Raw genomic sequence first — 20,113 nt, forward strand, 5'->3', positions numbered from 1 at the left:
GAGACCGGCCCCGCACGGCCCGGGCCACTCAGTCCAGCAGGCGTCCCCGCAGCCGCTCCCGCAGCCGCGGGGTCACCCCGAGACCCCGCTCCAGATAGGCGTCCACCCCGCCCCAGGTCTCCTCGACGGTCCCGAGCGCCGCCGCCAGATACTCGGCCCGGGCGTCGAAGAGGGGGCTCAGCAGCTCCATCACCTCGGGAGAGTAGGTGTCGGGCGACGAGCCGTTGCGGCGCACCTTGTAGCGGCGGTGCGTGGCATTGGACTCCAGATAGTCCGCGAGGATCGCCTCCCGCTCCACCCCGAGGGCGAGCAGCGTCACGGCGATCGAGAGACCTGCGCGGTCCTTGCCCGCCGCGCAGTGCATCAGCGCGGGCACACTGTCCTCGGCCAGCGCGCGCAGCACCTGGGAGTGCTCGGCCGTGCGCTCCCGGACGATCGCGCGGTACGAGGCGATCATCCGGTCGGCGGCCCGGCCCTCGGAGAGCAGCCCGCGCAACTGATCCAGATCGCCGTCGCGCACCATCCGCCAGAACTCGGCCCCGTCCGCCGGATCCGACAGCGGGAGATTGACGTTCCGCACGCCCGCCAGCTCGACGTCCGGCCCCTCCAGCTTCATGTCCGCCGCGTTGCGGAAGTCGAAGACCGTGTGCAGTCCGAGAGAGGAGAGGAAGGCCGCGTCCTCCTCCGTGGCGTGCGCGAGATGGCCGCTGCGGAAGAGCACGCCGTGCCGTACACGCCGCCCGTCCACGGTCGGCAGGCCGCCCACATCACGGAAGTTGCGCACTCCGGTCAGCTCCGGCTCGGTGGACGGGATCTGCTGCGTCACGGGGGCTCCTCCCATACGACCGCCCACGCCGCTCGCCGACGGGCCGCGCCTCGACGATACGACATGGGCCGATCGGACCGACGGCGCGGACTTGGCGCCGGACGGAACCCCCACCAGGAGCCGTCGCCGCGTCCAGCGATGCACGTCGGGCCGTTCAACACCCCTGCTCGGAGAGTTATTCCACATCGACGCACATGATCCGAGTGGTCTATCTCACCGTCCGTCAACCCCTTCCTACGGTCGCGTAGCTCACATCCGAAGGTGAATCATGGGCCGACGTGGCAGACGATTCGAAGAGTGACAGCAGATCAGTGATCGGGTCGTACGTGGCGGTGGGGGACAGCTTCACCGAGGGCGTCGGCGATCCCGGCCCCGACGGGCAGTTCGTCGGATGGGCCGACCGGTTCGCGGTGCTCCTCGCCGACCTGCGCCCCGAGGGCGACTTCCGGTACAACAACCTCGCGGTACGTGGCAAACTGCTCGACCAGATCGTCGAGGACCAGCTCCCCAGGGCCCGGGAACTCGCCCCGGACCTGGTCTCCTTCTGCGCGGGCGGCAATGACATCATCCGGCCCGGCACCGACCCCGACGAGGTCGCCGAGCGCTTCGAGCGCGCCGTCGCCGACCTCACCTCCGCCGTCGGCACGGTGATGGTCACCACCGGCTTCGACACCCGCGGCGTGCCCGTGTTCAAGCATCTGCGCGGCAAGATCGCCACGTACAACGGGCATGTCCGGGCCATCGCGGACCGGTACGGCTGCCCGGTGCTGGACCTGTGGTCGCTGCGGACCGTCCAGGACCGGCGTGCCTGGGACGGCGACCGGCTGCACCTCTCGCCCGAGGGGCACACCAGGGTCGCGCTGCGGGCCGGCCAGGTGCTCGGCATCGAGGTACCGGCCGACCCGGACCAGCCCTGGCCGCCGTTGCCGCAGCGCGGCACCCTCGAAGTACGGCGCGACGACATCCACTGGGCGCGTGAGTACCTGGCCCCCTGGATCGGCCGCCGACTGCGCGGCGAGTCCTCCGGGGACCGGGTGGTCGCGAAGGGTGCCCTGTCGCCGGACGACATCAGGATGCGGATCGCTCAGGCGGTCTGACGCGGACGGGGGTCTTGGCCCGGATCACCGGCCCGGACGGACCGGGCTGGATCGGTCCGGACTGTCCGGGCCGGGACCGAGGCCAGGCGGACGGCCCGGTGCTCTCGCTCTTGGCCCGGGCCGGTGATCCGGACAGCGGGTCCGCGGTGGTCCCGGCCGCCCCGGGCACCCGGGCGCTTCAGGCGAACGGGCTGTGACGGCGTCGAGAGGCGCCGGGTCGCGCGGGCCGGCCCCGGCCGTGTCCGGGGGCGTCAGCCCCTCGTCGCCGTCAACTGGGAACGCTCCACGCCCAGTTCACGGGCAAGCGCCTCGTCCACCCACTCCTGGGCGCGCGCCCGTGACACGGTGCCCTCGTACGCCGTCATCTGCACGGCCAGCCCGTCGAGCAGTGCCGTGAGCCGCAGTGCGGTGGCCGCCGGGTCGGGGCAGTGGAACTCGCCCGCGGCCACCCCCTCCGCCACCACCTCGGTGATCGCGTTCTTCCACTCCCGGTCGAGACCGCGCGCGACCTCCCGCAGCGCGGGCTCGCGCAGCGCCGCCGCCCACCCCTCGATCCACAGCCGCCACCCCTTGGCCTGCCCGGTCGGCGCATACCAGCGCACCGCCGCCCGCAGCCTGCGCAGCGCCGACGTACGGCGGCCGAGCAGTTTCCGCAGATGGCCGAGGTCGCCCTCGGCGGCGTAGGTGAAGGCCTCCGCGACCAGCCTCTCCTTGGTCGAGAAGTGGTACAGCACCAGCGCGTTGCTCACCCCGAGGGCCGAGGCCACGTCGGCGATCCGCACCGCCGCCACACCCCGCTGCTCGATCTGACCGACGGCGGCCCGCAGCATCTCCTCACGCCGCTCGGCCACGCTCAACCGCACCCTCGTCACGCGGCAACCCTACGTCAGCGGTACCGGCCGAACCGCTCGGCGATCATCGGCAACCGGTCCGCGACCAGGGCGTGCGCGGCCGCCCTCGGACTCGTCCCGTCCGCCTCCGCCCGGTCCAGCATCCGGCCGACCAACTCCCGCATCGCCCGCCGGGTGTACGTGAACGCCTGGTCCGCGTCCGCCTCGACGTCGCCGAACAGGGTCCACCACCACCAGGCGTTCGTACCGGAGTTGACCACCACGTCCGGCAGCACGGTCACCCCCCGCGCCGCGAGCAGCTCCTCTGCCTCGGGCAGCACCGGCATATTGGCCGCCTCGGCGATCCACCGGGCGCCGATCACCGCCTGGTTCTCCGTGTCGACCGCGTACGACACCGCCGCGGGCACGAGCACCTCCGCCTCCGCCGACAGCCAGGCGTCGCCGGGCAGTTCCCGGTCGGCGGGGCGCAACGCGGCGCGGTCCACCGTCCCGTAGGCGTCGCGTGCCGCGAGCAGCGCCTCCACATCGAGTCCGTCCGGATGGGCGAGGGTGCCCTTGATGTCCGCGACCGCGACGACCGGGAGCCCGGCACGGGCCAGGAAGCGCGCCGTGGCCCCGCCCATGGTGCCGAACCCCTGCACGGCCACCCGGGTCCCGGCCCGGGGGGCGCCCGCCCGGTCCAGCGCGGTCAGCACGGACTCGGCGACTCCGCACCCGCCGACCAGGGCGTCCAGCCCGATCCCGTCCACCTCGACCGTGAACGCCTCGGCGAGCCGCCGCCGCGCCGCCGTCTCGTCCTCCAGCAGCGGATACACCGCCTGCACCGACGACACGAGCCCCGCCTCGGCGGCCGCCCGGTCCACCAGCTCCTGGCTGAGCCCCAGGTCCTCGCCGGTGGTCCACATGGTCTCGACATACGGCTTCACGGCCCGCAGATAGCGCACCAGGACGTCGTACGCCTCCGGGGCGCGGGGGTCGCAGTCGATACCGCCCTTGGCGCCGCCCAGCGGGACGTACCGGCCCTCGGGGTTGTAGTGCAGCGCCTCCTTCATGGTCATGCCGCGGGCCAGCCCGGTGACCTCGTCCAGGGTGCAGCCCGGCCGCATCCGCAGCCCGCCGCTGGCGACCCCGCGCACCAGCCGGTCCACGACGAGGTATCCGCGTCGGCCGGTGATGTGGTCGGTCCACACGAGCGATATGAAAGGGGCGTTCCGATCCATGGTCATCCGCTCACTGTACTGACTGGCCATTCAGTTGTGGACCGGGTTTCCGAGGGTCCTCCCGGTACGGGCGGCCGAGAGGAAAGGGCGGTCCCGACGTCGACGGACGGCGTGGCCCCGGCCCCCGGCGGGGGAGGGCGGAAGAAGAACGCGCGACCCGTGGTTGCAGTGCTACGGGCCCGGTGTGCCGCAAGGTGCGTGCGGGCCCGCACACCGCGCCGGAGCCGGACCGCCGCCCTGTGCCGTGGCTCGTCCGGCACTGTCACAGGGCCCGCCCATAATGGAAGCCCGCACCGATTCCTTGGAGGACCCGTGACCGGTTCCCGTTCCCTGAGCTCCGGGCTCCGCGCACTGCGGCCCACCGCCTTCGGTGCGGATCCGGGCGGGGAGCGCCTGGCGCGCATCCGCAGATCACCGAATTTCGCGAACGGCGCCTTCGTGAACCCGGAGGGCACCCGGATCCGCCCGTCCGGGAACTCCACGCTGGAGCTGGCGAAGGTCTACTTCCAGAAGGAGTCCCGGGCCCGCCGGGTCCCGGCCGGCACGATCCCGGTGCACCCGACGACCTATGCCGATCTGGCGAAGCCCCCGGCCGACGGGCTGCGGCTGACCTGGATGGGGCACTCCAGCGTGCTCGCCGAGATCGACGGACAGCGGGTGCTCTTCGACCCGGTGTGGGGAGAGCGCTGCTCGCCCTTCGACTTCGCCGGACCCCGGCGGCTGCACCCGGTCCCGCTGCCACTGGCCGCGCTCGGCCCGGTCGACGTCGTGGTCATCTCCCACGACCACTACGACCACCTCGACCTGCCCACCATCAAGGCGCTGGCGGGCACGGACACCCTGTTCGCGATACCCCTCGGCGTCGGCGCCCACCTCGAACACTGGGGCGTGCCCGCGGACCGGCTGCGCGAGCTGGACTGGAACGAGTCGGCGAAGGTCGGCGGCCTCACCCTGACCGCCACCCCGGCCCGCCACTTCTGCGGCCGGGGGCTGCGCAACGGCCAGCACACCCTGTGGGCGTCCTGGTCCGTGGCCGGTGACCGGCACCGGATCTACCACAGCGGCGACACCGGCTACTTCGACGGTTTCAAGGACATCGGCGCCGCCCACGGCCCCTTCGACGCCACGATGATCCAGATCGGCGCCTACTCCGAGTTCTGGCCCGACATCCACATGACACCGGAGGAGGGCATGCGCGCCCACCTCGACCTCCAGGGCGGCCGTCCGCACGGGGTGATGCTGCCGATCCACTGGGGCACCTTCAACCTCGCCCCCCACGCCTGGTCCGAGCCCGGCGAATGGACCAAGGCCGCCGCCGACGCCGTAGGCCAGACCGCCGCTTTCCCCATCCCGGGCCGGCCCTTCGAGCCGTCCGGGGACCTGCCCACCCGCCCGTGGTGGCGGGACGTGTCCGCACCGCTCCATGGCACATGGCCGGTGCCCGAGGTGCCCCGGACGACGGCTCGTGAAGACCTCGAACTGCTGGCGGAGGGCTGACCGGCCGGGCTGGTTCGCCATTCCGCAGATCGTGCGGCGGCGTCGGCTACGCGCTGCGGGCTCCGGTTCAGTCTGAACCGGAGCCCGGCTCGTTTCCCTCGCCGCGCCGGGTCAGACCCGCGGGGGTGGGGCGATGCCCCGGCTCAGTGCCTCCAGGGCCTGGACCTGATCCTTGTCGACGTCTACCGCCGCCATGGACCCGTCGGAAAAGTGCAGTTCCACGCGTCTCGACAGCGATGTGTGCCGGACGTCGACATTTCGCAGCTGCTGCGGCAGCATCTCGCCCAGACGGAAGCCTTCCCTGTGCAGGCGCTCGCGTGGAAGATCGCGGGGCTGTGGCCCCTTGGCCAAGACCGTGTCCATCAGCAGGATCCTGGAGTCGGTGAAGACCATGAGCGCGCTGATGCTGTCGTAAGAGCTCGAGGCGGCGGATCCGATGCGCACAGCGATCGCGAACTGGCCCGCCTGGCTCTGCCATCCACCCTTGAAACCGGTTCCGCGCACGACACGCCGAATGGTGCGGGTGATGCCGAAATCGTAGTTCTCAAAGGCATGTACGACCTCGAGGACGGCCTCGAAGGCGCCGGCCATCACACCGAGCAGGCCCGTTGCGTGCTTGCCGGGTCGCACCTTGCGGGGCAGTTTGCGGCGGATCATGTCGCTCAGCTTCACCTCGACGATCCCGAGCAGCCGCTCATGCGGATGCAACCACGGTGTCATCAACGGCACATGGGAGCCGCCATCCCACATGCGCGGTTCGAAGACGGGCTCCGGCGGGCCGTACTGGTGGGCTTTCATCCGAAGCCCTCCTCGATGCGTGTTCTCGGTACCCGGGAGGGAGCCTCGTCCCTGCGGCCGTCGAGCTGCCCGGTCAGGGCATCCACGGCGGTGTCCTTGCTCGGCTCGCCGTGACGTGCGTGGACGACGCTCTCTCCCGGCACGGTGAGGGCAGTCGTCGGCGTCCAGGTCCTGTCGTACGGTCAACTGCCAGCACATGGCCGGACCGTGATGTGGCGACCGGGATCGTGCGGGAGTCGCGCCGACCGCTTCCGCATGGAAGCGACCGGCTTCGATCGGCTCTGATGCGTCCTCTGAGCACATCCGTGACGCGGTTATCGGGCTGTCGTACGACGGCTCATACCAGAGCAGGAAGCTCTCCGTAGGACTTTGTCAACAGGGTCCCAGGCCTCTCCCGCGGGCGACTACTCTGAGTCGCCGTCGATCGACGCAGAGCCCGGAGAGGGCTCTGTCCGACCGGTGCCGCGATGCCGTATGCCCGATTCGCGGGGATCCGCGGGAGCCCCACGCCCCGACGCACCCAGGACGAGGACGCCGATGTCTCACCTTCGCGCACCGGCCGCACGCGCAGACCGCCGTGAGGGCGGTCGGCACGGGCGGCCGGTCGCCCAGCCCGCCCCCGCACCGGCCGAGACCCCCCTACGGCACCAGTTGATGCGCCTGGCGGTCCTACCGCCGGTCGCGGTCGCCCTCAGCGCCTGCGCCGCCGTGCTCTTCACCATCCGCAGCACCGGCGCGCGTCCCACCACCACGCTCTGGACCGTGCTCGCGGGCGCCCTCGCCGTGACCCTCGCGGGCATCGTCATCGCCGCCGTGGCCGCCCGACGCGCCACCGCCTCCGTACGGGAACGTCTGCACACGCTGCGCGGCGCCAGCGCCCGCGGCGAGGCCGACCTGCGCACCCTGGTCGAGGCGCTGCGCCGCGGCGAGACACCGCCGACACCCGGACCGCGGGGCGGACCCGGCACGGGTGCCGACGAATTCGAGCTGCTCGCCGCCGAGTTGGCGCACGCCCACGACAACGCGGTCGCCGCCGTACTCGGAGCCTCCCAGCTCTCCAGCCGGACCGGCAGCGAACAGAAGCTGGAGGTGTTCCTCAACCTCGCCCGGCGCCTCCAGTCCCTGGTGCACCGGGAGATCTCGATCCTCGACGAGCTGGAGAACGAGATCGAGGACCCCGACCTGCTCAAGGGCCTCTTCCACGTCGACCACCTCGCCACCCGCATCCGCCGCCACGCGGAGAACCTCGCGGTGCTCGGCGGCGCCGTCTCCCGCCGCCAGTGGAGCACCCCGGTGCCCATGACCGAGGTGCTGCGCTCCGCGACCGCCGAGGTCGAGCAGTATGTGCGGGTCCGACTGGTGCCCCCGGTCGAGGGCACCCTGCGCGGGCACGCCGTCGCCGATGTGGTCCATCTGCTCGCCGAACTCGTGGAGAACGCCACGGTGTTCTCCCCGCCGCACACCCAAGTGGTGCTCCGCGCGGGCCTGGTCACCTCCGGGCTCGCCGTCGAGGTCGAGGATCGCGGGCTCGGTATGCCCCCGGCCGAGCTGAGCAGGATGAACGCCCTGCTCGCCGACCCCGACCAGGTCAATGTCGCGGGTCTGCTGGCGGACGGCCGCATCGGCCTGTTCGTGGTCTCCCAACTCGCCCGCCGCCACGGCATCCACGTACGGTTGCAGGCCAATATCTACGGCGGTGTGCAGGCCGTCCTCGTCGTGCCCCCCGGCCTGCTGGGGGAGGACTCCGGTACGGCGGAATCCATGGCGGCGGGTCCCCCACGGACGGGGGAGAGCGGCCGGGCGCCCCTCATGGCCGCCGGGGTCGCCGGTGTCCGCGAGGCCGACGGCGCGGGCACCCACACCCAGGCCCTCCCGCAGTGGGACGGTGCCGTCGGCCGCCCCGCGTCCGGAGCCCTGGAGCACCCCGTGCCCCGGCACCTCCACGACGACCGGACCGCCCACCCCCAGGGCGACCGGACCGCCGTCGGGCGCGCACGATCACCGCTCCCCGCGCCCGCGCGTGACGCCGGTGACCTCCGCCCCGAGTCGGCCGTCCGGCCGCCCCTCCCGGGGATTCCCGGCGGTGCCGCCCCACTGCCGGACGCCCCCGCGCAGGTTCTGGGCGGGCCGCCGAGGACGGGCAGGTTCCCGATGGCCCCGGGCGGCCGCCCAGTACCGCAGCCGGGCATCGCGGACGGGGAGCCGGGCAGGCCCCACCTGCCCCGCAGACGCGCCCAGGAGCACATCGCACCCCAGCTCCGGGGCAGCCGCCCCGCGCCCGCCTCCCAGGACACGGGCACGCTCGCCGGTCACGATCCGGGCCTGATGGCCGCCTTCCGCCGGGGAATCTCCCTCGCCGAGGCACGGCAGCAGCAGGATGCCGAGCCCGCCGGGACGACGGGCCGCGCGGAAACCGGAGCCCCGACCGCGCACCGCCCCGACCTGACGGTCCGTCGCCGCGGGACCACACCGTCCGGATGACCACCCCCACCCCGTCCGCTCGCGCGGACCTGCGTACCCCAAGGAGTCGATCCACCATGGAGAGCGACGTGCCGACCGCCCACGCTTCCGATCTCGACTGGCTGATGAGCGGCCTCGTACAGCGCGTACCCCACACCAGGAGCGCGGTGCTGCTCTCCTGCGACGGACTGGTGAAATCCGTGCACGGCCTCGACACCGACAGCGCCGACCACATGGCCGCCCTGGCCTCCGGCCTCTACTCGCTCGGCCGCAGCGCGGGGGTCCGCTTCGGGGACGGCGGCGACGTACGGCAGATCGTCGTCGAACTCGACTCGACCCTGCTCTTCGTCACCACCGCCGGATCCGGTACCTGTCTCGCCGTGCTCGCCGAACGCGAGGCCGACGCGGCCGTTCTCGGCTACGAGATGGCGATGCTGGTCAAGAGCGTGCGGCCCTATCTGGCCACCGCGCCCCGCCGCGGCGCCGTACAGCCCCCGGTGCCCAGGTCTTGAGGCTGACCGCGGCCGGTGACGGCCCCTGGCTCGACGGCGCGGCCGGGCGGCTGCTCCGCCCGTACACGGCCAGCAGCGGCCGCACCCGGCCGAGCACCGCGCTCGATCTGCTCTCCCAGGTGATGGCCACCGGCACGACCGCCCTCGGTTCGCTCGGACCGGAGCACTCCGAGGCGCTCGGCCGGTGCACCGCCCCCGTGTCGGTCGCCGAGGTCGCCGCACACCTGAGGCTGCCCGCCGTGGTCACCAAGGTGCTGCTGTCCGACCTCGTCGACTGCGGTGCCCTCACCGCCGGACCCCCCGCCTTCCACCACAACCCGACAGACCGGTCTCTGCTGGAGGCAGTGCTCGATGGACTACGACGACAGCTCTGACCCCTTTCCCACCGCGCTGAAGATCCTGGTGGCGGGAGGGTTCGGAGTAGGCAAGACGACCTTCGTGGGCGCGGTGAGCGAGATCGCCCCGCTGAGCACGGAGGAGCTGCTCACCACGGTCAGCGCCGCGACCGACAGTCTCGACGGGATCGAGAACAAGGTCGAGACGACCGTGGCGATGGACTTCGGCCGTATCACCCTGGACTCGGAGCATGTGCTGTATCTCTTCGGCACACCCGGCCAGGAGCGGTTCTGGTTCATGTGGGACGAGCTGTCCGAGGGCGCGCTCGGAGCGGTCGTACTGGCCGACACCCGTCGGCTGGAGGACTGCTTCGCCGCCATCGACTTCTTCGAGCAGCGCGGACTCGGCTTCATCGTCGCCCTCAACGAGTTCGACGGCGCCCACCGCTACGACCCGGGGGAGGTGCGCTCCGCCCTCGACCTCGATCCGGCGATCCCCGTGGTGTGCTGCGACGCGCGGATCTCCAGTTCGGGGGTGGAGACCCTGCTCACGCTCGTCCGCCACCTCCTCTCGCTCGCCCCCGCGGTACCGGCACCTCGGCGCGGAGCCCGCACATGACCCTGAGCCGACTGCTGCTGACCCCCGAGGACCGGGACGCCTCCGAGCGCGTCCGCAGGCTGCTCCGGCTCGGCCTCGGGGTGCACGGCGAACCGGAGTTCGACGCCTTCGCGGGCCGGATGGCGGAACTCACCGCGGCGCCCTACGCGATGGTCACCTTCATGGACGAACACCGGCAGTTCTTCGCGGGACTCCACCAGCCCGGCGACCGCCCGCTGACCGCGGTCGCCGGAGCGCCGGACGGCGGCGCGGCGACGGCCCGTCACCTGGGCCGCGAGTACGGCTTCTGCCCGCATGTCGTCGTCCGGGGCCGGGCGCTCGTCCTGGAGGACGTCCGCGACTATCCGCGCTTCGCGGGCAACCCGCTGGTCGACGAGATCGGCATCCGCTCCTATCTCGGGGCGCCGCTCGTGGACCGTACGGGCACCGCTCTCGGCACGGTGTGCGCCGCCGATGTGGAACCGCGCCCCTGGGGCAGGGCGGGCCTCGCGACCATCAAGGCACTGGCCGCGGAACTGGCGGAGGAGATCGCGCGCCGGGAGGACGACCCGCCCCTGGCCGACCCCGGCCCGGACCGCCCCGGCACCTCCGCCGACGCCTCCGGGACACCATGACCGGCGCGTCGCCCGGCCGCTCCCCGCGGCGCGCCGAAGGGTGAAACCGCAGGTGACAGAGGGGGCGTGAAGGTAAGCTGTGGCGGCGCTTAAGAAATCCTCGATGGACCCGCGCCGCGCCGTACGGCACATTGCTACGTGATTCCACTTCTTACCCCGGTGCGGGCCACTTCGCCGTGCCCGGAACCGGGACCTCACCCACAGGAGCCGTAGCGTTGAAGGCGCTGGTCAAGGAGAAGGCGGAGCCCGGACTCCGGCTCATGGACGTCCCGGAACCCGCCGTCGGACCCGGCGACGTACTGATCAAGGTCCTGCGGACCGGGATCTGCGGCACCGACCTGCACATCCGGGCCTGGGACGGCTGGGCCCAGCAGACCATCCGTACCCCGCTCGTGGTCGGACACGAGTTCGTCGGCGAGGTCGTCGGGCTCGGCCGCGATGTCGTGGACGTCTCGGTGGGGGACCTGGTCAGCGGAGAAGGCCACTTGGTGTGCGGGAAGTGCCGCAACTGCCTGGCCGGACGCCGTCATCTGTGCCGGGCGACGGTCGGCCTCGGGGTGGGGCGCGACGGCGCCTTCGCCGAGTATGTGGCGCTGCCCGCGGGCAATGTCTGGGTGCACCGCACTGCCGTGGACCTCGACATCGCCGCGATCTTCGACCCGTTCGGCAACGCCGTGCACACTGCCCTGTCGTTCCCGCTGGTCGGCGAGGACGTCCTGATCACCGGTGCGGGACCGATCGGCCTGATGGCCGCGGCCGTGGCCCGCCACGCGGGCGCACGCAACGTGGTCGTGACCGATGTGAGCGAGGAGCGCCTCGCGCTGGCCCGCAAGCTCGGTGTCAGCCTCGCCCTGAACGTCGCCGACGCGACGATCGCCGACGGCCAGCGGGAACTGGGCCTGCGCGAGGGATTCGACATCGGCCTGGAGATGTCCGGCCGCCCCGAGGCGATGCGCGACATGATCGCCAATATGACGCACGGCGGCCGGATCGCCATGCTCGGGCTGCCCTCCCAGGAGTTCCCCGTCGACTGGGCCCGGATCGTCATCTCCATGATCACGATCAAGGGCATCTACGGCCGTGAGATGTTCGAGACCTGGTACGCGATGTCGGTCCTGCTCGAAGGCGGCCTGGACCTCTCTCCCGTGATCACCGGCCGCTACGGCTTCCGCGACCACGAAACGGCGTTCGAGGACGCGGCGAGCGGCCGGGGCGGCAAGATCATCCTGGACTGGACCGCGTAGCACGTCCCTCCGCGGTCCCGCGGTACCTCCGCGGCCCCGTGCAAGCACTCCGCCGTCCCGCGTAAGCATTCTGAGGAGCTTTCCATGTTCGACTCCGTGCGCGACGATCTGCGCGCCACCCTCGACGAGATCCGGGCCGCCGGGCTGCACAAGCCCGAGCGGGTGATCGGCACCCCGCAGTCCGCCACCGTCGGCGTCACCGCGGGCGGCCGCCCCGGCGAGGTGCTCAACTTCTGCGCCAACAACTACCTCGGTCTCGCCGACCACCCCGAGGTCGTCGCCGCCGCCCACGAGGCGCTGGACCGCTGGGGCTACGGCATGGCCTCGGTGCGGTTCATCTGCGGCACCCAGGAGGTGCACAAGGAACTGGAGGCGCGGCTGTCGGCGTTCCTCGGCCAGGAGGACACGATCCTGTACTCCTCCTGCTTCGACGCCAACGGCGGTGTCTTCGAGACCCTCCTCGGCGCCGAGGACGCGGTGATCTCCGACGCCCTCAACCACGCCTCGATCATCGACGGCATCCGGCTGTCCAAGGCGCGCCGCTTCCGCTACGCCAACCGCGACATGGCCGATCTGGAGCGCCAGCTGAAGGAGGCCACCGAGGGCGGCGCCCGCCGCAAGCTCGTCGTCACCGACGGTGTGTTCTCCATGGACGGCTACGTCGCCCCGCTCCAGGACATCTGCGACCTCGCCGAGCGCTACGACGCGATGGTGATGGTCGACGACTCGCACGCCGTCGGCTTCGTCGGCAAGGGCGGCCGCGGCACCCCCGAGCTGCACGGCGTCATGGACCGGGTGGACATCATCACCGGCACCCTCGGCAAGGCGCTCGGCGGCGCCTCCGGCGGCTATGTCGCCGCCCGCGCCGAGATCGTCGCCCTGCTGCGCCAGCGCTCGCGCCCGTACCTCTTCTCGAACACGCTCGCCCCGGTGATCGCGGCGGCCTCGCTGAAGGTGCTCGACCTGCTGGAGTCGGCGGGCGACCTGCGCGAGAAGCTGATCGCGAACACCGCTCTCTTCCGCCGCCGGATGACCGAGGAGGGCTTCGACATCCTGCCCGGCGACCATGCGATCGCCCCGGTGATGATCGGCGACGCGTCGAAGGCCGGACGCATGGCCGAGCTGCTGCTGGAGCGCGGCGTCTACGTCATCGGTTTCTCCTACCCGGTGGTGCCGCAGGGCCAGGCCAGGATCCGGGTGCAGCTGTCCGCCGCGCACTCCACGGACGATGTGAACCGGGCGGTGGACGCGTTCGTGGCGGCCAGGAGCGAGCTGGAGGGCTGACCACCCGCGCGACTTGCGATAATCGGTTGCATGATCGAAGCGCGGCGGCTGCACATCCTCCGAGCCGTGGCGGACCACCGCACGGTGACGGCCGCCGCCGCCGCGCTCCATCTCACCCCCTCCGCCGTGTCCCAGCAGCTCGCAGCGCTGGAGCAGGAGACCGGCCACCGGCTTGTCGAGCGCAGCGCCAAGGGGGTGCGGCTGACCCCGGCCGGCGAGATCCTGCTCGGCCACACCCACACCGTGCTGGCCCAGCTGGAGCGGGCCGAGGCCGAGCTGGCCGCCTATGGCGCGGGCTCGGCGGGCACGGTGACACTCGCCTCCTTCGCCACCGGCATCGGCCTGGTGGTCGCCCCGGCCCTGGCGCGGCTCGCCCGCACCGCACCCGGCATCCGGGTCCGGGTCCAGGACGCCGAGGGCGACGAGAGCCTGCCCATGGTCCTGGACCGCCAGGTGGATGTCGCGGTCGCCGTGGAGTACCGGGGCGCGCCCGCCGCGGACGACCCCCGGCTCACCCCCGTACCGCTCTACGCCGAGCCCTTCGACGCGGTGGTCCCGGTCACCCACCGGCTCGCCGACGCCCCCGAGGTCCCGCTGTCCGAGCTGGCCAAGGACCCGTGGATCGGCCCCTACCCCGGCAACCCCTGCCATGACGTCGTCGTCCTGGCCTGCGAGCACGCCGGGTTCCAGCCCCGCCTGGAGCACTCCTCCGACGACTTCCGCGCGGTCGTCGCCCTGGCCTCGGCCGACGCGGGCGTGGCCCTCGTCCCCCGCTCCGCCCTGCGCGGCATGGACCTGACGGGCGTGGTCGTCCGCCCGGTCGACGGGGTCGCCCCCACCCGGCGGGTCTTCGCCGCCGTACGCCGCGGGGCGGAGACGCATCCGCTGATCAGCCCGGTCCTGGACGCGCTGACGGCTGCCGCCATGGAGGACTGAGGGGCCGGCGCGGGCCCGGGCCCGCGCCCGGCTTCCGCGACGACGGTCTCGTAGCCGCCGGGGTGCCGGGGTGTGTGGCCCCGAGTCGATCGGCGGCCCGGTCGCGTGGGCGGCTGGGTGGCGGCGAGCCGTAGGGCCGTGCGGGCGGGGTCGGCGATGTCAGTGGGGTTGGCTAGCGTGCGGTGCATGCCGGACGCCGAAGACGTACGCCGTATCGCCCTGTCACTGCCCGAGACGGCCGAGAAGACCGCCTGGAGCATGCCCACCTTCCGGGTCGCGGGGAAGATGTTCGCCACGCTGCCCGAGGACGAGACGTCCATGGCGGTGCGCTGCCCCAGGGAGGAGCGGGAGGAACTGGTGCTCGCGGAGCCCGGGAAGTTCTGGGTCGCCGGGCACGAGTCACAGTTCGCCTGGATCCGGGTGCGGCTCGCCACCCTGGAGGACGAGGGCGAGCTGCGGGACATCCTGGCCGACTCCTGGCGCCAGGCGGCCCCGCCCCGGCTTCTGGAGCACCATCCGGAGCTGGGGCTGCCGACCGGAGGGTGACGCGCGCGGGAGCGGTGTCCTCACCGGCGCTGTGCCGTATGGGTGCGCGACCACCGTCCCGAGTGCGGTATTGTTTCTGTGCGCGTTCGGCCAAGGGAAACCCCAGGTCAGACGGGTATCGGGACGTGGCGCAGCTTGGTAGCGCACTTGACTGGGGGTCAAGGGGTCGCAGGTTCAAATCCTGTCGTCCCGACCATGCGGAATCGCAGGTCGGAGGCCGTTCTCTCATCCGTGGGAGGGCGGCCTTTCGTGCGTCCGGGCCGTCGTCCTCGGGGACAACCGAGAACTGTGGCGGCGTACCGTGTCCGCGTGGCAAACAAAGGCCTGGGTCGGACCCTGCGCCACTTGCGCCGTCTGGTCTCCCTGACGCAAGAAGAGCTGGCCGAGCGCTCCCGCGTGTCCGTCGATGTGATCCGCCAGCTTGAACAGGGGCGGAAGCACTCGGCACGGCTTCCCGCACTCCACGCACTGGCCAACGGCCTCGGTGTCGAGCTGACCACGCTTCTTGGTGACCCGCCCGCCGTCTCCACGGGCGAGACCGACGGTCCACGCTTCGTGGCCGTCCGCAGGGCCGTCATGCCCGTGCTCTGGGGGGCGGAGCCTGAGCCGCCCGGCGCCGACTTCTCGCTGGACCGTCTCCGTGAGCAGATCGCGGACGGCTGGACGCGGTACCACGCCGCCGAGTTCGACACGGTGATGAAGGCGCTCCGGACTTGCTCTCGGACGCGCGCACCGCCACGGCTTCGGACAACGAGGGCGATCGGGGGGCCGGTTTCGCGGCCCTGGGCAAGGCGCTTCAGCTCGCCGGACATGTCGCCGTGCGGATGGGCAAGACGGACCTTGCGCTGACGAGCCTGGAGCGTGCCATAGATGCTGCGGGGCGGTCGTCCGACCCGCAGCTGCCGATGATCGTCAACTCCACGGCCTGGACCTACCAGAGGCAGGGACGCCTGGAGGACGCGTTGAGCATTGCCCTTCGTGCCGCCGGCGACATGGTGAACGCAGGCAGCGACCGGACAGCCGACGGACTGAAGGTGTGGGGGGCTCTGACCATGAGCGCCGCCACGTCGGCCGCGCGGAGCGGCGACTATGAACGCGCGGCGGCGATGATGGAGACGGCGGAGAAGGAAGCCGCACGGGTCGTGAAGCTTCCTGACGGTGGCGACAACCGCATGGTCAGCATCTTCAGTCCGTCCTCGGTCCGCATCGAACGTGTCCGTCTCGCCGTGCAGTACGGGCACCCCGAGAACGCCTTGGCACTGGCCAAGGGGATGCGGTTGAGCAAGGACACCCCGCCGTCCTGGCGCACATGGCTGCTGCTGGACGTGGCCCGGGCCCACACCGACACCGGGGACGCGGCCGGGGCGGTGAAGACCCTGGAGTCCCTGCGCCGGGTGGCGCCGACATGGATGCAGCACCACACACTGGCCGTGGCCATCGTGCGCGACCTGTGGGCGCTCCCCAACCACCCCTCAGCCCCAACTGATCGTTTCAGAATGAATGGCGTTGAGGAGCTTGGCAGTTGAGTGTTGCGTCGGCAGGATCTGTTGGGTGCCTGCTGATCTTGTGCCCGATGACCTGTGGAAGCGTGTGGCCCCGCTGTTGCCGGCTCGTCCGCCCAGGCGGCATCGGTATCCCGGGCGGTTGCCTGCGGATGACCGGGCTGCGCTGCGTGGCATCGTCTGCGTGCTGTGCAAGAGCGTGAGCTGGCGGGACGTTCCCGCGGAACAGGTCGGCTGCGGCGGCGTGACGGCCTGGCGGCGTCTGCGGGACTGGACCGAAGCGGGCGTCTGGCCGCAGCTGCACGAGGTGCTGCTGGCAGAGCTGCGGGGCGCGGGCCTGTTGGACATGGACGACGCCTCGATCGACGGCTCGCACGTCCGGGCGCTGAAGGGGGGGGCTCACACCGGACCTTCGCCGGTCGACCGGGCCCGGCCCGGCAGCAAGCACCACTTGATCGTCGACAGGCATGGCACTCCCTTGGCCGGCCACGTCACCGGCCAGGCCGGCTGTTCGCCGACCGCGGCTACGACTACGACAAGTACCGCCGGCTGCTCCGGGCCCGCGGCATCACACCGAAGTTCGCCCGGAAAGGCACCGCGCACGGATCCGGACTGGGGAAGACCCGCTGGGTCGTCGAGCGGACCTTCGCCTGGCTCCACCAGTTCAAACGACTCCGGATCCGCTACGAGATACGCGCCGACCTCTCCAACTCGCCTGCCGTACCCATGCCCTACCCCGGCTCTGCAAGCCACTGACCAGAACTGACGCCGGAACTACAGCTGCCGTGACTGTTCCGGCCGGCCGCCTCGTGCTTGTCGTAGCCGAGGTGATTGGTGATCTCGCCCTCCGGGGCGGACTCGAGGACCCGCTTCGTCAGCTGCTGCAGCAGCCCGCCCTGACCGGTCAATTGCAGGCCCCCGCTCCGGGCCCGGTCCACCAGCATCGCGATCAACTGGATCCGCAATCTGCGGAGCCTGAGCCGCCTCAGCGGCCTCGACCTGCCTCAACTCCACACTCTGATCCGTCACTTGGCTTCTCCTCCTTGCTGGGCGGATCAGCCGTTAGTTTTCCACTCCCGACGTGCCGACGAGGCCTCTCCCGGATGTCCTACGGGTGACCAGGTAATGGTCTCGATCTGGGTATGTCCTCCGCCCGCCTGCACTGCGGGAGGGGCGCACCCCACAGCGCGCGCAGTGTTGGCGACCGAGCGGAACTTTAATATAACTTGGTCTACCTATGGACTTAACTTGACCATGCGGCCATACTTGTTGAACCCCGACTGAAGTAAAAACTGCAAGGAGTCACGTCCGTGATCAGACGACTGTGCGTGCTAACGACTGCAGGCGCTGCGATAGCTCTCTCGATGCCAGTATCTAACGCAGCTGCCGACGGACTCGCCAGTCCTGTTCAGGAAGCCACGCGGGATGCTGGTACCGCCTTCGGTGACCTGACCGGGACCAACGAGGTCAGCAAATTTCACAACGACTGGATAAGGAACGATGTTCCGGGCGCCAAACGCACCTGGTTCTCTTACCCGAACAAGGGATTGGAGATGACGATCGGCGGAGGCGGGTCCGTCAGCGTCGGAGTCGCCAATAACATCAACTCTGACCTGCTGCCCTACACGACGCAGGCTCCGCTCATCGTCTCGCCTAACGCGCCCTTCACCGTCAAAAACACAGGCCCTCAGACGACTGGGAACAACGACCCCGTCGAGGGTAATGAAATCGCCTGGCAGAAAGATTGGGGATTTGGCTGGTCGCACGCCACCTTCACCATCACATGTGACCGGCCCGGCACAGGAGACCTCCGACTCGTCGACATACGTGTCGGACAAGTCGTTAACCCAGGCGGAGGCGGAAGCGGCTTGGAAATGCCAGAGCGCGGCGTGGCAGCCAAGCAGCCATACAAGATCACGTGCGGTAGCCCCTCACAAGTGAATCCCGCTCAGAATCGCTACCAGCCTGGGCAGCAGGTGGAAGCATCCTACGAGCTAGGGGCGCCAGTACCGCCCGGAGATAAATGGATAGGCCTCTACAGGAGAGGCGCTGCACTCGAAAAAGAATCACCCATAGCCCGAATAGACATTTCGACCCCGAGCGGAAAGGTTAACTTCGGTTCCCTCGAGACAGGGCTGTACGAGCTATACGCCTTCAGCGGCAATCAGGCACTCACGGACGCGGCCGTGGTCACGGTGGACAAACCATGCGAGAGTCTCCCCTCCCCCTGGCAGTGCTGAGAAGAGGCGCCGGCAGACACGGCAGCTGTAGTTCTTGATCAAGGCTGGTCGTGGCGGTGGTGTCGTTGCTGGTGGCAGGCGGTGGCGACGGCTTGGTGATGGCGTCTGAAGGCGATCCAGTGCAGGACGTGGCCGCGGTCTTGGGCGGGTGGTGGCAGCACGAGGGCTCGCATGAGACGGACGAGCTCGGGACAGGTCAGCGGGACGAGTCCGGGCTGTCGCTGGGAGCCCTCATGGACCGCGGCGGCCGTGAGAGCGAGGACGGCGGCGGCGATCAGGGAGAACAGTGACCAGCGCATCCAGGAGTTCCAGCAGGTCACCTGAGCCTGGTCAAAGCCGGTGAAACCCTTGCCGAGCTGGAAGGTCTCCTCGATCCGCCACCTGCGCGAGATCACTTCCACCAGCGCGCCGAGCGAGACGTCGCCGGGCGCCCGGCAGCGGAAGTAGGACACCTCACTGGTGTAGCGGTGCCGCCGCGCGACCAGCACACTCGTCCCCGCCCCGGCCCCGGCAGCGTGCTCGTGCTCGTGCTCGTGCTCGTGCTCGTCGGGAGTGTCATCGGGGCGGACGTCGCGCCAGGCCCGGTCGTACTCGCGGGTGCCCTTGGTGCCGTGTCCGGTCTGCCGGCGCATCCACTGCTCGGGCCGCACCTTGTTGATCAGTTTGCGGGCCTCCCACCTGCGGCCTGATCCGTCGGTGACCTGGTACGTGGCGGCGATGCCGACCGCATAGCCAAGACCCAGCGACCGTATGACCCGACGTAGTTCGCGCCCGCAGTACACCTCGTCGCTCGCGAACCAGCGGGCCCCGGTCCCCGTGGCAACCGCGCCGGTGACCATGGCCAGCGCCTGCTGCGGCTTCGTCGCGAAGACAATCTCCTCCGGCACCCCGGTCGCCTCGCGGCGTTCCTCGTCGGCGGCCCATCCGCCGGGAGATACAGGACACGGTCGATGATCACTCTCACCGTCGCCGTGACCGCCGCCAGGTGCACCGCCACCTGGCACAGACCGACACCGCCGATCGTCCCCGAGTACTGGCGTCCTACCCCCACGCAGTCCGTGGAGGACTTCGCGTCGCCCGTCTCGTCCACCACCAGCACCACGTCCTGGCCGGCGAGTTCACCCGCGACCAGCCGAGCGATCTCCCGCCGGGCCCGTTCATGGTCGAACCGGGCACGCGACAGCAGGTGCTGCAGCCGGTGCGGGCCCGGATGCCCCAGCGCCTGCCCGAGCGTCCAGCAGTTGCGCGTGTCCACCTCCAGCAACAGCCCCGCGGTCAACTCCGCCGCAGTCAAACGCGCTTCACGCCGCGCGAAGCAACCCGCGACCACCCTCATCGCCGCCCCGAACGTCTCGCTCCACGCCTGCCCGGCTATGGTCGCTTCCACGGCCACCGCGTCCTGATACGTCACCACAAACGTTCATGATCACGGTGGCCGTACCCATGCCCTACCCCGGCTCTGCAAGCCACTGACCAGAACTGACGCCGGAACTACAGCTGTCGTGGCTGAACCTCAACGAAGTCGCCGACCA

The 20,113-nt window shown here is 70.9% G+C and carries 18 protein-coding genes, 1 tRNA gene and 3 pseudogenes; 15 read left to right on the forward strand and 7 right to left on the reverse strand.

The genetic code is table 11. The features are described from left to right. Window positions 1–28: 28 nt before the first annotated feature. Complete coding sequence (locus tag ACIHAA_RS03885; RefSeq protein ID WP_399812650.1) at window positions 29–826, reverse strand: tyrosine-protein phosphatase; 798 nt, start codon at window positions 824–826, stop codon at window positions 29–31. A gap of 311 nt (window positions 827–1,137) precedes the next feature. On the opposite strand from ACIHAA_RS03885, the gene ACIHAA_RS03890 reads away from it, so the two are divergent. Beyond that, window positions 1,138–1,923 (forward strand): SGNH/GDSL hydrolase family protein, encoded by a 786-nt coding sequence (locus tag ACIHAA_RS03890; protein ID WP_399813712.1) that lies wholly within the window; start codon window positions 1,138–1,140, stop codon window positions 1,921–1,923. Between the two features lie 251 nt (window positions 1,924–2,174). Here the strand turns inward: ACIHAA_RS03890 and ACIHAA_RS03895 are convergent, their stop codons facing one another. Both ACIHAA_RS03895 and ACIHAA_RS03900 read right to left on the reverse strand, forming a co-directional pair. Beyond that, window positions 2,175–2,795: a TetR/AcrR family transcriptional regulator gene (locus ACIHAA_RS03895; RefSeq protein WP_399812652.1), complete on the reverse strand. Its 621-nt coding sequence runs from the start codon at window positions 2,793–2,795 to the stop codon at window positions 2,175–2,177. Window positions 2,796–2,809: 14 nt separating this feature from the next. Beyond that, window positions 2,810–4,000, reverse strand: coding sequence for a Glu/Leu/Phe/Val dehydrogenase dimerization domain-containing protein (locus tag ACIHAA_RS03900; protein WP_399812654.1), 1,191 nt, complete (start codon window positions 3,998–4,000; stop codon window positions 2,810–2,812). Between the two features lie 306 nt (window positions 4,001–4,306). On the opposite strand from ACIHAA_RS03900, the gene ACIHAA_RS03905 reads away from it, so the two are divergent. Beyond that, window positions 4,307–5,491, forward strand: coding sequence for an MBL fold metallo-hydrolase (locus ACIHAA_RS03905; protein ID WP_399812657.1), 1,185 nt, complete (start codon window positions 4,307–4,309; stop codon window positions 5,489–5,491). Between the two features lie 111 nt (window positions 5,492–5,602). On the opposite strand, the gene ACIHAA_RS03910 is transcribed toward ACIHAA_RS03905, so the two are convergent. Beyond that, on the reverse strand, window positions 5,603–6,289 hold the full coding sequence (locus ACIHAA_RS03910) for a hypothetical protein (protein WP_399812660.1): 687 nt from the start codon (window positions 6,287–6,289) through the stop codon (window positions 5,603–5,605). 537 nt (window positions 6,290–6,826) lie between these two features. Here ACIHAA_RS03910 and ACIHAA_RS03915 point away from each other — a divergent pair. From ACIHAA_RS03915 to ACIHAA_RS03970, 12 genes and pseudogenes are all read left to right on the forward strand, one after another. Continuing rightward, entirely contained in the window at window positions 6,827–8,770 is a 1,944-nt protein-coding gene (locus ACIHAA_RS03915; protein ID WP_399812663.1) for an ATP-binding protein, read from the forward strand. A 56-nt stretch (window positions 8,771–8,826) separates the two neighbouring features. Beyond that, entirely contained in the window at window positions 8,827–9,261 is a 435-nt protein-coding gene (locus tag ACIHAA_RS03920) for a roadblock/LC7 domain-containing protein (RefSeq protein WP_399812666.1), read from the forward strand. Window positions 9,262–9,263: 2 nt separating this feature from the next. Next, complete coding sequence (locus ACIHAA_RS03925; protein WP_399813714.1) at window positions 9,264–9,635, forward strand: DUF742 domain-containing protein; 372 nt, start codon at window positions 9,264–9,266, stop codon at window positions 9,633–9,635. Beyond that, window positions 9,613–10,215, forward strand: coding sequence for a GTP-binding protein (locus ACIHAA_RS03930; protein ID WP_399812669.1), 603 nt, complete (start codon window positions 9,613–9,615; stop codon window positions 10,213–10,215). The genes ACIHAA_RS03925 and ACIHAA_RS03930 overlap by 23 nt, the downstream gene beginning before the upstream one ends. Further along, window positions 10,212–10,829: a GAF domain-containing protein gene (locus ACIHAA_RS03935; RefSeq protein WP_399812672.1), complete on the forward strand. Its 618-nt coding sequence runs from the start codon at window positions 10,212–10,214 to the stop codon at window positions 10,827–10,829. Before ACIHAA_RS03930 ends, ACIHAA_RS03935 begins: the two co-directional genes overlap by 4 nt. Before the next feature lie 215 nt (window positions 10,830–11,044). Then, on the forward strand, window positions 11,045–12,073 hold the full coding sequence (gene tdh, locus ACIHAA_RS03940) for an L-threonine 3-dehydrogenase (RefSeq protein WP_399812675.1): 1,029 nt from the start codon (window positions 11,045–11,047) through the stop codon (window positions 12,071–12,073). 84 nt (window positions 12,074–12,157) lie between these two features. Then, on the forward strand, window positions 12,158–13,357 hold the full coding sequence (locus tag ACIHAA_RS03945; protein ID WP_399812678.1) for a glycine C-acetyltransferase: 1,200 nt from the start codon (window positions 12,158–12,160) through the stop codon (window positions 13,355–13,357). A gap of 30 nt (window positions 13,358–13,387) precedes the next feature. Then, window positions 13,388–14,293 carry a LysR family transcriptional regulator gene (locus ACIHAA_RS03950; RefSeq protein WP_399812681.1) on the forward strand — a complete coding sequence of 302 codons (906 nt, stop codon included), beginning with the start codon at window positions 13,388–13,390 and terminating at the stop codon, window positions 14,291–14,293. 186 nt (window positions 14,294–14,479) lie between these two features. Beyond that, complete coding sequence (locus ACIHAA_RS03955; protein ID WP_399812685.1) at window positions 14,480–14,839, forward strand: MmcQ/YjbR family DNA-binding protein; 360 nt, start codon at window positions 14,480–14,482, stop codon at window positions 14,837–14,839. 119 nt (window positions 14,840–14,958) lie between these two features. Next, window positions 14,959–15,035: transfer RNA gene (locus ACIHAA_RS03960), tRNA-Pro, on the forward strand. A 113-nt stretch (window positions 15,036–15,148) separates the two neighbouring features. Next, window positions 15,149–16,365: pseudogene (locus ACIHAA_RS03965) on the forward strand (helix-turn-helix domain-containing protein). Window positions 16,366–16,390: 25 nt separating this feature from the next. Then, window positions 16,391–17,097, forward strand: a pseudogene (locus tag ACIHAA_RS03970) (transposase). Here ACIHAA_RS03970 and ACIHAA_RS03975 read toward each other — a convergent pair. Further along, window positions 17,073–17,306, reverse strand: coding sequence for a hypothetical protein (locus ACIHAA_RS03975; protein ID WP_399812688.1), 234 nt, complete (start codon window positions 17,304–17,306; stop codon window positions 17,073–17,075). The pseudogene ACIHAA_RS03970 and the gene ACIHAA_RS03975 overlap by 25 nt on opposite strands. A gap of 345 nt (window positions 17,307–17,651) precedes the next feature. On the opposite strand from ACIHAA_RS03975, the gene ACIHAA_RS03980 reads away from it, so the two are divergent. Next, window positions 17,652–18,581, forward strand: a complete 930-nt coding sequence (locus tag ACIHAA_RS03980; protein ID WP_399812691.1) for a hypothetical protein — start codon at window positions 17,652–17,654, stop codon at window positions 18,579–18,581. Between the two features lie 38 nt (window positions 18,582–18,619). Here ACIHAA_RS03980 and ACIHAA_RS03985 read toward each other — a convergent pair whose 3' ends face one another. Both ACIHAA_RS03985 and ACIHAA_RS03990 read right to left on the reverse strand, forming a co-directional pair. Next, entirely contained in the window at window positions 18,620–19,468 is an 849-nt protein-coding gene (locus ACIHAA_RS03985; RefSeq protein ID WP_399812693.1) for a hypothetical protein, read from the reverse strand. 62 nt (window positions 19,469–19,530) lie between these two features. Further along, window positions 19,531–19,917, reverse strand: a pseudogene (locus ACIHAA_RS03990) (transposase); the annotation flags it as partial. Between the last annotated feature and the right edge of the window lie 196 nt (window positions 19,918–20,113).

Origin of the sequence: Streptomyces sp. NPDC052040, assembly GCF_044548405.1 — a bacterium.
Lineage (GTDB): Bacteria > Actinomycetota > Actinomycetes > Streptomycetales > Streptomycetaceae > Streptomyces.